Source organism: Duganella sp. CF458, assembly GCF_900113115.1.
Lineage (GTDB): Bacteria > Pseudomonadota > Gammaproteobacteria > Burkholderiales > Burkholderiaceae_D > Rugamonas.
In genome coordinates this window covers 1-13,923 of the sequence record NZ_FOOF01000009.1, presented here as the reverse complement: position 1 = coordinate 13,923, position 13,923 = coordinate 1, and the positions used below count along the sequence as shown (strand labels likewise).

Here is a 13,923-nt window from a genome sequence, read left to right as displayed (position 1 = left end):
AAGTAAACATTTTGCATTCACGCATGATAGCGCAAATTGCACGGCAGCAGCCTGCCGCAGGGCAGGTGCCGCCCGGGTCGCACTTACACCGTCTCGACGGTGATGGTGTTGGAACTGACGTTCTCGACCCCTTTGACGCCGGCGGAAATCTTGATTTGCAGCTTGGTCGGCTGCGCAACGCCGTCCACGGTGACGCCTTTCACGCTCAGCTTCTCCGACACGGTGCCGGTGCTGTCGGTGACCGCGCCGCTATTGCTGATGGTGCCGGCGGTGGTCTTGAACAGCACGGTGGCGCCAGGCACGGCCTGGTTGCCGCTGTCCTTGACAATCGCGGTAATGGTCACTTCGGTGCCGTCGACGCCGGAGGCGGCAATGGTGTTGGAGCTGGAGCTGACGATCACGCTGGCGGCCTTGGGGGTCAGCGGATCCGGGTCGGTGCTGCTGACGCCAGGATTGCCGCCGCCGCCGCCGCAGGCGGCCAGCAGGCCGGCGCAGGCCAGCGCGCCCACCAGGCCGGACAGTTTTCGGAATACTACGTTTGCCATGTTCTTTCCTTTATTCTGATGACACTATGCTTCGTCTCAACGCGCAGAGAGGCGGTCGGTAACGATTTTCGGCGTAATGAAGACCAGCAGTTCAGTCTTGTCATTGGTACGCGAATTCTGTTTGAACAGGTTGCCCAGGATCGGCACGTCGCCCAGCAGCGGCACCTTGTTGGTGACGTTGCGCTCGGTCTGCTGGTAGATACCGCCCAGCACCACGGTGCCGCCGTTCTCCACCATCACCTGGGTCTTCACGTGCTTGGTGTCGATCGCGAAACCGGCGCGGGTTTCCTGCCCCACCGAGTCTTTGTTGACGTCGACGTCCAGCACCACGTTGCCATCCGGCGTGATTTGCGGCACCACGTCCAGCTTCAGGTTGGCCTTGCGGAACACGATCGAGGTCGCGCCGGACGAAGTTGCCACCTGGTATGGCAGTTCCACACCCTGTTCGATCACGGCTGGCGCCTTGTCGGCGGTCACCACGCGTGGGCTGGAAATGATCTTGCCGGTGCCGTCGGCTTCCAGGGCCGACAATTCCAGGTTCAGGAAGCGGTTGGCGGCCTGGTTGAACAGGCTGACCGCCAGGCTGCCGGCCTGGGCGCCGTTGATCGAGGACGCAGGCAGGTTGATGAACTGCATATTGCCGTAGTCATCGATACCGTTGTTGATCTTCACCACGCCCTGGGCCTGGCCCATGCCGGTCTGGCTACCGCTCAGGCCAACGCGGTTGTTGCCGTTGCCGATGCCCCAGCCGGCGTCGCCGCCACGGATGGCGCGCATGTCGGCAAAGCCCAGCTTGGCACCCAGGTTGCGGGTGAAGGTGTCGGACGCTTCGACGATACGGGCTTCGATCAGCACCTGTTTGGTGGCGACGTCGGTCTTCTGGATCAGCTTGCGTACTTCTTCCAGCTTGGCCGCGATATCGGTCACGAACAGCTGGTTGGTGCGGCTTTCGATGATGGCGCTGCCACGCTTGGACAGGATGCGGTTCTTGGTGTCGCCGCCGCCTTCAATGCCGAACACGGTCTTGAACGCTTCCGCCTTCTGGTAGTTCAGCTGGAAGATTTCAGACTTGAGCGGCTCCAGGTCGGCGATCTGGGCGCGCTGCTCCAGTTCCAGCTTTTCCTTGGTCAGCAGTTCTTCCTTCGGCGCGATCCACAGCACGCTGCCATTCTTGCGCATGTCCAGGCCTTTGGCCTGCAGCACCACGTCCAGCGCCTGGTCCCATGGGACTTCTTTCAGGCGCAGGGTCAGGTTGCCCTGCACGCTGTCGCTGGTGATGATGTTCAGGCCGGAGATGTCGGCAATTGCCTGCAGCGCTGCGCGCACTTCCACGTTCTGGAAGTTGAACGACAGTTTTTCGCCGCGGTAGCCCTGGGTGCCCTGCACCAGCTTGTTCGGGTCTTCCTTGATCGGCTTGACGTCCACCACCAGCTGGGTTTCGCTCTGGTACACGCTCTGTTCCCACAGGCCATGCGCTTCCACGGTCATGCGCACGTTCTCGCCTTGCGGTACGGTGGTGACGCGGTTGACTGGCGTGCCGAAGTCGGTCACGTCCAGGCGGCGGCGCAGGGTTTCCGGCAAGGTGGTCTTCAGGAAGTCCACCACCACCCCGGTCGGGGTCTGGCGCACGTCGACCGCGACCTGGTTGTTCGGCAGGTCGATCACGACGCGGCCTTCGCCATTGTTACCGCGGCGGAAATCGATATCGCGCAGCGCTTGCTTGCCGGCAGGCGCCGGCACTGCCGGCTTGGCTGCCGCGACCGGCAGGCCGCGCGCATCCACCGCCTGCGCCACGCCGCCGGAGGCGTCGATGGTCAGGATCACGTTCTTGCCGTCCAACGCCGTGGCGTAGTTCAGCGTGCGCTTCAGGTTGAACACCAGGCGCGAACGGTCGCCCGCCTGCACCACGTTGACGCTGGCCAGGTCACCCATGTTCAGGTCCTGGCTGGTCTTGCCGGTGGCATTGGCGGTCTGCCCGAAATCGAGCGCGATCCGGGCCGGATTGGTAATGGCAAAGCCGACCGGCAGCTTTTGCGGCGTGTCCTTCATTGCGATCTTCACGATCACATTGCTGCCCTGCTGGTTGGCCGTGATCGATTCGATCGCGTTGCCTTGCTGGGCCTGCGCAACAGCTGCGCTGCCGGCCAATGCCAGCATTACGCTAGCCTGGCGGCACAAGCGCTTCAGGGTTCTGATGGCGATCATTTGGAGCTCTCCTTACTTTCCTGCAGTTCCAGCTTCGACATGCGCTCGACCCAGTCGCCGGCCGCATCCTGAACAATTTCACGCACCGTGATCGCGTCATCCGTGACCGCGGTGATCAAACCATAATTCTGTCCCACGTACTGTCCCTTCTTGACCTGGTAGACGGTGCGGTCGATCTGCAACAGACCATTCACCAGATTATTTTTTTCCATGGTGCCGACCATCTTCATGGCATCCAGCGGGAAGCTCTCGAGGAATTCCTTGCGCCGGTTCTGGTCCGGCGCCTGGGCGCCGCCCGCGCGGCTCTTGGCCAGTTCGGTCAGCAGCTTGCTGGCGTTGAACGGATCCAGCGCATCGCCGGCCACGTAGGCAAACGGGAAGAAGGTCTTCGGCTCGGCCAGCGGCTTGACGGTCGGCTGGGTCTGGCTTTCGACTTCCTTCATCCAGGTACGCACCTGCTGCACATCGCTCTCACCGCAAGCGGTCAGCAGCAGCGCGAGGGCGAGGGGGGTAAGCTTCTTCATTTCTTCTTATCTCCCTTTTTCTTCTCGTTTGCTACTTTGCGCTGCTCTGCCACTTCCTCCGGATCGAGATAGCGGAAGGTTTTCGCGATGGCATTCAGTTGCAAGGTACCGGCTGGCAAATCCTTGCCGCCTTCTTTCGCCTTCACATCCAGCGAAACGTTGTTGAGCGTAACGATACGTGCCATGCCCGCCAGGTCGCCGGCAAAGGCACCCAAATCATGGTAGCTGCCGTTGACGCGCAGTTCGATCGGCTGCTCGGCATAGTAATCCTTGACGTCGACGCGGTTCGGCTTGAACAGTTCGAAGGTCAGGCCGCGCCCGGTGCCGGCATTGTTGATGTCCGACAGCAGCGCCGCCATTTCAGCTTTGCCCGGCAGCTGCTTCTCCATCTGCACCACGTACTTGTCGACTTGCTCTTTCTGCCGCTTGAGTTCTTCCAGGTTGACCGCTTGCGCGACCTTCTGCTTGAACTCGTCGCGCAGCTGCACTTCCTTCTGTGCGCCCGCTTCCAGTTCCTCGTACTGCGACTGCCAATACAGGAAATAGCCCCCCGCGACCGCCACTGCCGCCACGCCCAGCGCCAGCAGCATGCGTGGCAGGATCGGCCACAGGCCTGGGTGCACCCCGCTCAAGTTCCGGAACTGGTCCTTGAGCACCTCATCTAATTGTTTCAAATCAGTTGCCATGGTTATGTTCTCAGGACTTGGCTTCGGCAGTTGGCTTGGCGCCAGGTTTGGCGCCCGCCTTGCCGTCCGGGTTTTCGTCCTTGTCGCGTGGACGCTTGATCATGACCGACAGCTGGAATTCGACAATGGCGCGACCGCTTGCCTTGTCCTTGCCGCCAATCGTGCCGGCTTTGACTTCCTGCAGGTCGGGGCGTTCCAGCCATGGCGAATTGCCCGACAGGTTGCGCAGCAGCTCGGACACCCGTTCCTGCGACTGGGCGCTACCGGTCAGCGTGACTTTCTGCGCTTCCTGCTTGACCGTCTTCAGGAACACACCCGGCGGAGTCTGTTTGACCAGTTCATCCATCAGGTAGACCGGCTGGTTACGGTCGGCCTGCAAGTCTTCCACCGCTTGCTGGCGCGCCTTCAGCGCATCGATCTCTTCGCGCAGCGTCTTGATTTCGACAATCTTCTTGTCCAGTTCGACGATGGCGCCTGTCAACTCCTCGTTGCGCAGCGACTGGATCGAGATGGCACGTGCGTTATAGCCGCCCACCATCGCGACGATGGTCGCGCCCACGCCAAACCCGATGCCCAGCATCGCGTAAAAGGCTTTTTTGCGCAGTGCGCGTTTTTCTTCCCGGTGTGGGAGAAGGTTAATGCGTATCATCAGCCAAACCTCCGCATGGCAAGGCCGCAGGCCACCAGGTATGCCGGCGCATCGCTGCGCAGGGCCTGTTCACGCACGCCGGACGCCAGCTGCATGCCTTTGAACGGCGAAATAACGGCGCTGGAAATACGGGTGCGGCTGGCGATCATGTCCAGCAAGCCCGGCAACACGGCGCAGCCGCCCGCCAGGAAGATCTGGTCGATCTTGGTGAACGGCGTCGACGTGAAGAAGAACTGGATCGCACGCGTCACTTCCAGCGCCGCGCCTTCCAGCCACGGGGCCAGCACGTCGGACTGGTAGTTCTCCGGCAGGTCGCCCGCCTTCTTGCGCGCTTCGGCCTCTTCGAAAGCCAGGCCGTAGGAACGCACGATATCCTGGGTCAGCGAGTTGCCGCCGAACGGCTGCTCGCGCTCATACACGGTCGCGCCATCCAGCATCACCGAAATCTGGGTCGACACGGCGCCGATCTGGAACAGCGCGATCACCTGGCCGGCGCCGGCATTCGGCAGCTGGGAGGTGACGTGGTCCAATGCGGCGCGCGCGGCGTAGGATTCGACATCCACCACCGTCGCTTTCATGCCAGCCTCTTCAGCGATGGCCACCCGGTCGACGACTTTTTCGCGGCGCGCTGCTGCCAGCATCACCTCGATGTCTTCCAGCGAGTTGGCAACCGGCCCGATCACGTCGAAGTCCAGGCTCACCTCGTCCAGCGCGAACGGGATGTACTGGGCAGCCTCGGACTCGACCTGCAGTTCGAGCTGCTGCTCCGACAAACCGGCCGGCAGCACGATTTTCTTGGTAATCACGGAAGCAGGCGGCATGCCCAGCGCGACGTTCTTGGCGCGCGTGCCGCTTTTCTTGATCAGGCGGCGCACCGCCTCGACCACTTGCTCCATATTTTCAATATTGCCGTCGGCAACTGCGCCGCGCGGTAGAGGCTCTGAGGCGCACCGCTCCAGGCGCATGCCGTCCTTGCCCGCATCGGACAATTCCACCATACGCACACTCGAGGTGCTGATATCTAAGCCAACCAGCGGGCCTTGGGCGCCGCCAAACAGGGCTTTCAAGTCCAATGGCATGGATGCACTCCTGACAACTCCATAGACATTTACATATCCAAATTCGTTTAAAAACCCGTGTTTAGACCGCAAACATGAGACAGTACATTAGATGCTAGCAACATTGTCAGCGCCGTGTAAAGATATTTCTCCAGTGCACCATTAATGTTTTGTGAGGGATTTGCCACACCCAATGTTGCAATTAATGGCATATCAAGAAACTAAGTTGCTTGGTTGCCCACAGCAAATATTTCCGGAGATCACGTGCGCTCAGGCGCACAGGCCCTCATTTATAATGCCTTGCATAAAACTTAGTGAAGCCGCATATGACTGCAAACAACCACGAAACCACGGCAAAAAAATCGCCGAAGGGTTTTCTGCTGATGGCCCTGATTTCCTTGCTGGGCCTGATCCTGGCCGGCGTGCTGCTGGTGGTCTTCGGCCTGGCCCTGGCCTACCCCAACCTGCCGTCGCTCGATACCATTACCGACTACCGGCCGAAAATGCCGCTGCGGATCTACTCGGCCGACAACGTGCTGCTCGGCGAGTTCGGCGAAGAGCGCCGCAACCTGGTGCATATCAAGGACATCCCCGACGTCATGAAGCAGGCGGTGCTGGCCATTGAAGACAGCAACTTCTATGAACACGGCGGCGTCGACTACTGGGGCATCCTGCGCGCCGCAGTCCACAACGCAACCGGCGGCGCCCGCCAGGGGGCATCCACCATCACGCAGCAGGTGGCGCGCAACTTCTTCCTCTCCAGCGAGCAGACGTTCAAGCGCAAGGCCTACGAAGCGCTGCTGGCCTGGAAGATCGAGCAGAACCTGACCAAGGACCAGATCCTGGAGGTCTACATGAACCAGATCTACCTGGGGCAGCGGGCCTACGGCTTTGCTTCGGCCGCCCAAATCTATTTCGGCAAGAACCTGAAAGACATTAGCGTGGCGGAAGCGGCCATGCTGGCCGGCCTGCCTAAAGCGCCTTCGGCCTACAACCCGGTGGTCAACCCGAAGCGCGCCAAGGTGCGCCAGCAGTACATCCTGCAACGCATGGCCCAGCTTGGCTATATTACGCCCGCACAGTACGAGACGGCGAAGAATGAACAGTTAAAAGTGAAAACAGACAGCAGCGCGTTTGGTGTTCATGCCGAATATGTTGCGGAAATGGCGCGCCAGCTGGTCTACGAGCAGTTCAAGGAAGAGACTTACACGCGCGGCCTGAACGTGTTCACCACGATCACCAAGGCCGACCAGGACGCGGCCTACCTGGCGCTGCGCAGTGGTGTCATGGAGTACGAGAAGCGCCATGCCTACCGCGGACCGGAATCGTATGTCGACCTGCCCGCCAATAAATCGGAAGCCGACGAAATCATCGAAACCGAACTGGCCGAGCATCCGGACAGCGACAATATCGTGGCGGCCATGGTGCTGGCCGCCGCCGCCGACAAGGTGGTGGCCGTCACCGCCTCCGGCGAGGAAATCACCATCAAGGGCGCTGGCCTGGCCATGGGCAAGAACTGGCTTTCGGACAAGAACCCGCCCAACAAGCGTATCCGCCGTGGCGCCGTGATCCGCGTCATGCAGGACGACAAGGATTGGCAGATCACCCAGATGCCGGAGGTGGAATCGGCCTTCGTCTCGGCCAGCACCGAGGATGGCGCGATCAAGGCCATGGTGGGCGGCTTCGACTACAACCGCAACAAGTTCAACCACGTGACCCAGGCCTGGCGCCAGCCGGGTTCCTCGTTCAAGCCTTTCATTTATTCAGCTTCGCTGGAGCGCGGCCTGTCGCCGGCCACCATGATCAACGACGCGCCGATCTCCTTCGACGCCGGCCAGACCGGCGGCCAGGCCTGGGAGCCGAAGAACTACGACGGCAAGTATGAAGGCCCGATGACCATGCGGCGCGGCCTGACCAAGTCGAAGAACATGATCTCGATCCGCATCCTGCACCGCATCGGCGCCAAGTACGGACAGGAATACACCACCCGCTTCGGCTTCGATCCGGAACGCAACCCGCCCTACCTGACCCTGGCCCTGGGCGCCGGCGGCGTGACGCCGATGCAGATGGCCGGCGCCTACGCGGTGTTTGCCAACGGCGGCTACAAGATCTCGCCTTACCTGATCGCCAAGGTCACCGATTCCAACGGCAAAGTGCTGTCGCAGGCCAACCCGGACAAGGCCGGCGACGAAAAGAACCGCGTGATCGACGAACGCAATGCCTTCCTGATGGATTCGATGATGAAGGACGTGGTGCGCTTCGGTACGGCAACCCGCGCGCTGTCGCTCAAGCGCCCCGACATCGCAGGCAAGACCGGCACCACCAACGATTCGATCGACGCCTGGTTTGCCGGCTACCAGGCCAAGCTGGTGGGCATCGCCTGGATCGGTTTCGACCAGCCCAAGAACCTGGGCAACAAGGAAACCGGCGGCGGCCTGGCCCTGCCGATCTGGATCAGCTACATGGGCAAGGCACTGAAGAGTATTCCAGTGGAGGAAAGGTCGATTCCACAGGGCATTATTGCCCAGGATGGCGAGTACTACTATGCGGAGAATCCTCCGGGCGTGGGGATCGACAGCCTGGAAGGCGCCACCCGCGGCACGCCGGCGGAGGAAAAGCAGAAGGACGCCGTCAAGAACGAACTGTTCTAAACCGGCGCCGGATGGGCGGTTCTTAAGGCGCCACCACCACCGGCGCCCCGCCCTGCTCCGTCACGATCTCCGACAGCGCCGCATACAACTCCGTCCCGCGGCGCGTATCCGTCCACTTGCCCTCCACCTGGCGATAGTGGAAACCACCCGAGCGCGCCGCCACCCACAGCTCCTGCATCGGCGCCTGCGAGTTGATGATCACCTTCGATCCGTTCTCGACAAACTCGATCTCCAGCACATTGCCGCTGCGGCTGCACTCCACATCCACCATGTCCTGCTCGCACAGGCGGTCGAGCGATGCTTCGATCGCATCCAGGGTCGCCTCGGCCAGGTCCAAAAATTCCGATTCGGTCATGCTACACTCCAAGATTCCTATCAAGCCCCTATTTTAATCGTGAAGTCCCCAATCGCACTTGCTGTCCTTACCATGGCAGCCCTGCTGGCCGGATGCGGCCAAACCGGCCCCCTCTATATGCCCAAGCGACCCGCCAAGCCCGCCTCCGAGGCGAAACCGGGCGTGGCGCCACCGGCGGCTCCGGTTCCGTCCACACCACCAGCATCCCAACAGTAAGCTTATGTCCCACTTCGAATACCAGAACGGCGTGCTGCACGCCGAAGGCGTCGCGCTCGATTCCATCGCGGCGCAGTACGGCACCCCCGCCTACGTCTACTCCAAGTCCCAGCTCACCGAAAACTTCGACTCCTATGCCAACGCCTGCGCCGGCCGCGATGCGCTGGTGTGCTATGCGATGAAGGCGAACTCCAACCTTGCCATCCTCGACCTGCTGGCCCGCCGCGGCGCCGGCTTCGACATCGTGTCGGGCGGCGAACTGCTGCGCGTGATCGCCGCCGGCGGTGACCCGAAGAAAGTGATCTTCTCCGGCGTCGGCAAGAGCGTGGAAGAAATGCGCTTGGCGCTGGAACACGACATCCTGTGCTTCAACGTCGAATCGATCCCCGAACTGCACCGCCTGAACGAAGTGGCAGGCGGCATGGGCAAGAAGGCGCGCATCTCGCTGCGCGTGAACCCGAACGTAGACGCCAAGACCCACCCCTACATCGCCACCGGCCTGAAAGCCAACAAATTCGGCGTAGCCTTCGACGATGCGCTGGTAACCTACCGCACGGCCGCCAAGCTGCCGCACCTGGACGTGTCGGGCATCGACTGCCATATCGGCTCGCAGCTGCTGGACGACGCGCCGCTGCTGGAAGCACTGGACAAGCTGATTGAACTGATCGACGCCCTGGGCGCCGAAGGCATCCAGCTGCACCACCTGGATATCGGCGGCGGCCTCGGTATCGACTATGGCGACGGCGCACCGGTGCCGGTCGGCGACTACCTGGCGCGCCTGTTCAAGCGCATCGACACCTGGCGCAACGAGAAGCACGGCGGCGCACCGATCAAGGTGATCTTCGAACCGGGCCGCTCCATTGTCGGCAACGCCGGCGTGCTGCTGACCCGCGTTGAATTCATCAAGCACGGCGAAGAGAAGAATTTCTGCATCGTCGACGCGGCCATGAACGATATGGCGCGTCCCGCGATGTACCAGGCGTGGATGGACATGCAGCCAGTGGTGCGCAACGGCGCCGCGGCCGCCATGTTCGACGTGGTCGGCCCGATCTGCGAATCCGGCGACTGGCTGGCCCGCGACCGCGAGCTGAGCGTCGATGCCGGCGACCTGCTGGTGATGAAGACCGCCGGCGCCTATGGCATGACCATGGCCTCCAACTACAACACCCGCGGCCGCGCCGTGGAGCTGATCGTTGACGGCACCCAAGTCCACATCGTGCGCCAGCGCGAAAACCCGGCCGACCTGTTCGCGCTGGAATCCCTTATCCGCTAAAACCGGTAAGCCCGGGCAAGATCATCGTGGGTCGGACCCTCGGGTCCGACCCATGTTTGCCGGCTTACCGGCGCGCGCCCACCAGGCGCGCATCCCAAGCAAGAGCAGCACGATCAACCCGAACAGAATCGGCTTGTTGAAGTCGTGCTTGCCCGCCCGCATCCACCAGAAGTGCAAGATACCCAGCGGTGCGATGACGTACACCAGCTTATGCAGCAACTGCCAGCGCTTGCCGCCCAGGCGGCGCACCATGGCATTGGTGCTGGTCACAGCCAGCGGCACCAGCAAAACGAAGGCAGTGAAGCCGACGGTAATAAACGGCCGCTTGACGACGTCCTTCAGCATCTCCTGCACATCGAAGAAGTGATCGAACCACAGGAAAGTGGTGAAGTGCAAAAAAGCGTAGAAGAAGGCATACAGCCCCATCATGCGGCGCAGTTTGAGCAGCCAGTTCCAGCCCGACAAGCGGCGCAGCGGAGTGACCGCCAGCGTGATGCACAGGAAGTACAGGGTCCACGACCCGGTATTGCGCGTGATGTATTGCAGCGGTTCGACCAACTGGTCCGTCGCAACCAGGTAGGCCAGCGCGAAGAACGGCACCAGCGCCAGCATGAAGGCGATGGATTTGATCGCCGTCAGCTGGCGCGGTGTGGGAGTGAAGGCCATCAGCAGGACTTCTTTAAGTCCATGCAGGTGTACAGCGACGCCACTTCCGGATTCACGTTCGAGTAGAAGGCGTACTTATGAGGTTCGCACACAGTCAGTCAGATACCAATGGAGTAAAACCCTAGTTTAGCCTGACGTACAAAATTTGCGGAAAATGTCTACTTAAGAACCGCTTAGTGCAAATGCTGTATTCAAAATACTGTGGACGATGCCAAACTCGACAGTCTCATTCTCTCGCCGTTTCAGTATGCGGAGGTCTTCTGACAAAGGGATCGGCCAACCAGCACATTGAAACGTCGGCATCGTCGCTCCTGCTTGGCATCCGCTACCCCTTGGAGTGAGCCAGATGCCAAGTACGACTACCGCACTGTTAGATGGCCCTGATCATGATGGCTTTCTCGCCTTTCGGGCTGGTCCCTTTTTCGAACGACACGCGTTGGTTCTCCTTCAGGCTTTTGAAACCGTCAGCTTGAATGTCCCCAAAATGCGCGAACAGGTCGCCCCCACCGCCGTCTGGAGTAATGAATCCGAATCCCTTTGCATCGTTGAACCACTTAACGGTACCAGTCTGCACAGACATGTCGCGCTCTCCTCTGATTGTGATTATCGTTACGTCTCAAGATTCGCACTTGGACGCAGTTGCAGCAACTGAAGGACTCAAGCTTGAAGAGCCGGTGCTGAGCGCAACAAGAAAGGGACCAACCACTCCTGCAACGTATCCAAATGATAATTCATTATCAACTAGTTGAGCGTGAATCCCCGCCCGAGTTGAGTTTGTTGCATTGAAGGGACTGGTTCAAAAGTGAACAATAGAAAGGCCGGTAATGGGCGGGCTTGTCGCCAACAGTTGAGCAAGGGAGGTATGCAAGGACGACGCAGAGCAACAGGCATCTCAAGCTTCCATCAGATCCTGCAAGACGTGCTGTAAGTGATGCTGCGGATCGCCAGCGCATTTTCCGATCAGTAGATGGCGGACTTCCATGAAAAAGCCTAGGACAAATCGAGCAGTACACCGGTCTCGCGGTTTGGCTTGCGACCGCTGCCGTATTCCAAGCTCGTACTTTGTCCACTTCACCACGTGCTCCACGTGAGATAGCTCTAAGTCTGGTCGATGAAATTTGTCTGAAGGTAATTTAGCAGCCGTCGCATTGATTGCTTGTACAACTGATAGGCGAATTCCCGTTCAGCGCCACTTGCCTTTAGCAACTGCGTCGCATGTACCTCTACCTTGAACCTCAAGTGTCTAAGCTGCTCATCTTGCGATTCGATCCGATGAATGCATTCATCAGCCTTGCTGCTGAGCAAAGTGCTGTCCATGATTGCCTCAATTTGCAAGTAACTCAGCTTGAGAGTACGCCGTCCAGGTATGCGTGGCAAACAGAAAGTTACACGGCTGCTACACGTGTTGTATTGGCGACTGCATGAATTTTTCGCGCTTGACAGGGCTCGCCATCCGCATCGGCGTCAGCATCATGTCCAATGAAGACGTGATGCCGCGCGCTTGGTGTCGGGATTACGCGCACCGCAAAGGCGATCAAAAGCAGCGCTAACACAGTAGCGTACGTATGCCAGGACAGCGCATCGGCCGCCGAAGTAAATCGGCATTGCGTACCTGCAACTACCGAATATGCTTCCTTCTATCCGTCAGGTTGTCAGTTCCTGACGCTGCAATGCGCACTCTTGACAATGGACGATTGAAAACCGCTTCTGCGAGAAGTGCCTGAACGCCGTAAAACAAGGCTGTGCGCAAACCGGCTTGAGTTCCAAACGCTGCTCGCGTTAGCAGCGCAACAGAAAGTCTTTCAGCCGTGATAGTGTCTTTGCGCCGTGTCATGAAGCGAGGCTACTCCCAGTCAACCAAGCACGACGCACCATTGGTAAAAAAAAAGAAGCAAACGGTCTGCCATTAAGGCGCATACTCCTTACAGGAGAACATCATGGATGCCGACCGGCCGAACCACAACATGCAAAGTTTGGCCAGGTCGGCAATCGACATCGCGGCCAGGCAGTCGCGACTTGCCGCTGTGCGGTATCTATTTGACCGGGGCTGTGCTCCGGAAATGATTGCACGCGTTCTCGATACGCCAGCGTCCGCCGTCATCACCCGTGAATTGCGCATTCGCTAGACCGTAAACTTCGGCAATGGTTTGCCGTGCGCTTCCCGCCAGCGCTCAATAATCTCTTCCATGACTCCTCAAATTTTGTCAGCAATTGCAGTTCGCACTGCATGGCTTTCGCTTCACATCCCAGAAAACCTTCGCTAAACAGAACGGTTGGCAACCTTAGGTTGCGCAATTGCTCTGTAAATTTGCAGGGGCAGCGTGCTGAATCAAGTCAGCATTCCAGCTGGCGCCTATGTGCGGGTCTTGGTAGCGACCGACCAGCTGCCATGCAGCTGAGCGTTACGTTCTTTTGATTTCAAGCCTTCAATCGCCTCTGGCACCATAAATCATCAACTCACGATGACACATAGGAAAGCCCAATCCCATTGGCCGTAGATGCATGGTAAGGTGTCTGCCTCTCACGAACCTGATCGAGCTGGACCAAATCCCTTCCTGCAATCAAAGCTTTCGCCAAGCGTTCAGCGCGGGCGAGGTAAGGTGAGGTAACCTGACTTTTTCGGACACTCTCGTTTGTTAAACTTAGCAACGGGAGAAGCATTTATGAAATCGAAGACATACACACCGGAGTTCCGGGCAGAGGCGGTCAAACTAGTCCTCGCACAGGGACTGACACTGGAGGAAGCCGCGCAGCGGCTTGACATTCCTAAGGGAACACTGGGGACTTGGGTTAACGCTGCAAAGCGAAGCAATGATACTGGGGCTGCTCCCGGTAGTCGCAGCGTGGCGGAGCTTGAAGCGGAAGTGGCTAGGCTGCGCAAAGAATTGGCCGTTGAACGCATGGAAAAGGAAGTGCTAAAAAAAGCAACGGCGTACTTTGCAAGGGAGTCGCTGCCAGGTACGCGTTCATGAAGTCGGTGCGACTCGACGGATACCCGACGGATTTGCTTTGCAGGGTCTTCAATGTCTCTCGCAGCGGCTTTTACGCATGGCAGGGGCGCAAGCCGTCGCGCCGCGCTCAGGAGGACGCCAAGC

Annotated in this window: 14 protein-coding genes and 1 pseudogene; 6 read left to right on the top strand and 9 right to left on the bottom strand. The window is 59.6% G+C overall.

What is annotated here, in order from left to right; translation table 11 throughout:
• Positions 1–83: 83 nt before the first annotated feature.
• Genes BM269_RS14805 through BM269_RS14780 form a run of 6 tightly spaced genes read right to left on the bottom strand, consistent with a single transcriptional unit; the run spans position 84 to position 5,688 of the window.
• Positions 84–545 carry an Ig-like domain-containing protein gene (locus BM269_RS14805; protein ID WP_090438009.1) on the bottom strand — a complete coding sequence of 154 codons (462 nt, stop codon included), beginning with the start codon at positions 543–545 and terminating at the stop codon, positions 84–86.
• Between the two features lie 36 nt (positions 546–581).
• Positions 582–2,750, bottom strand: a complete 2,169-nt coding sequence (pilQ, locus tag BM269_RS14800) for a type IV pilus secretin PilQ (protein WP_090438006.1) — start codon at positions 2,748–2,750, stop codon at positions 582–584.
• The gene (locus BM269_RS14795) at positions 2,747–3,274 is read right to left on the bottom strand and encodes a pilus assembly protein PilP (RefSeq protein ID WP_090438003.1); all 528 of its coding nucleotides are present in this window, start codon (positions 3,272–3,274) and stop codon (positions 2,747–2,749) included. Before BM269_RS14795 ends, pilQ begins: the two co-directional genes overlap by 4 nt.
• Entirely contained in the window at positions 3,271–3,960 is a 690-nt protein-coding gene (locus tag BM269_RS14790; RefSeq protein WP_090438000.1) for a type IV pilus inner membrane component PilO, read from the bottom strand. Before BM269_RS14790 ends, BM269_RS14795 begins: the two co-directional genes overlap by 4 nt.
• Before the next feature lie 10 nt (positions 3,961–3,970).
• Positions 3,971–4,609, bottom strand: a complete 639-nt coding sequence (locus BM269_RS14785) for a PilN domain-containing protein (RefSeq protein WP_090437997.1) — start codon at positions 4,607–4,609, stop codon at positions 3,971–3,973.
• The gene (locus tag BM269_RS14780) at positions 4,609–5,688 is read right to left on the bottom strand and encodes a pilus assembly protein PilM (RefSeq protein ID WP_090437994.1); all 1,080 of its coding nucleotides are present in this window, start codon (positions 5,686–5,688) and stop codon (positions 4,609–4,611) included. Before BM269_RS14780 ends, BM269_RS14785 begins: the two co-directional genes overlap by 1 nt.
• A gap of 362 nt (positions 5,689–6,050) precedes the next feature.
• Between BM269_RS14780 and BM269_RS14775 the strand changes: the two genes are divergently transcribed.
• Positions 6,051–8,318, top strand: a complete 2,268-nt coding sequence (locus BM269_RS14775; protein ID WP_229204675.1) for a penicillin-binding protein 1A — start codon at positions 6,051–6,053, stop codon at positions 8,316–8,318.
• A gap of 22 nt (positions 8,319–8,340) precedes the next feature.
• Here BM269_RS14775 and cyaY read toward each other — a convergent pair whose 3' ends face one another.
• Positions 8,341–8,673 carry an iron donor protein CyaY gene (gene cyaY, locus BM269_RS14770; RefSeq protein WP_090437989.1) on the bottom strand — a complete coding sequence of 111 codons (333 nt, stop codon included), beginning with the start codon at positions 8,671–8,673 and terminating at the stop codon, positions 8,341–8,343.
• 72 nt (positions 8,674–8,745) lie between these two features.
• On the opposite strand from cyaY, the gene BM269_RS14765 reads away from it, so the two are divergent.
• Both BM269_RS14765 and lysA read left to right on the top strand, forming a co-directional pair.
• A complete protein-coding gene (locus BM269_RS14765; RefSeq protein ID WP_090437987.1) occupies positions 8,746–8,889 on the top strand; it encodes an LPS translocon maturation chaperone LptM in 144 nt (47 codons plus the stop codon).
• Positions 8,890–8,893: 4 nt separating this feature from the next.
• Positions 8,894–10,162, top strand: coding sequence for a diaminopimelate decarboxylase (gene lysA / locus BM269_RS14760; protein ID WP_090437985.1), 1,269 nt, complete (start codon positions 8,894–8,896; stop codon positions 10,160–10,162).
• 21 nt (positions 10,163–10,183) lie between these two features.
• Here lysA and BM269_RS14755 read toward each other — a convergent pair whose 3' ends face one another.
• Positions 10,184–10,828 (bottom strand): protein-methionine-sulfoxide reductase heme-binding subunit MsrQ, encoded by a 645-nt coding sequence (locus tag BM269_RS14755; protein WP_090437983.1) that lies wholly within the window; start codon positions 10,826–10,828, stop codon positions 10,184–10,186.
• Between the two features lie 370 nt (positions 10,829–11,198).
• Positions 11,199–11,408, bottom strand: coding sequence for a cold-shock protein (locus BM269_RS14750; protein WP_090437981.1), 210 nt, complete (start codon positions 11,406–11,408; stop codon positions 11,199–11,201).
• Between the two features lie 841 nt (positions 11,409–12,249).
• Here BM269_RS14750 and BM269_RS29990 point away from each other — a divergent pair.
• From BM269_RS29990 to BM269_RS14735, 3 genes and pseudogenes are all read left to right on the top strand, one after another.
• A complete protein-coding gene (locus BM269_RS29990; RefSeq protein WP_255372307.1) occupies positions 12,250–12,378 on the top strand; it encodes a hypothetical protein in 129 nt (42 codons plus the stop codon).
• 387 nt (positions 12,379–12,765) lie between these two features.
• A complete protein-coding gene (locus BM269_RS14740) occupies positions 12,766–12,954 on the top strand; it encodes a hypothetical protein (protein ID WP_090437977.1) in 189 nt (62 codons plus the stop codon).
• A gap of 537 nt (positions 12,955–13,491) precedes the next feature.
• Positions 13,492–13,923, top strand: a pseudogene (locus tag BM269_RS14735) (transposase); the annotation flags it as partial.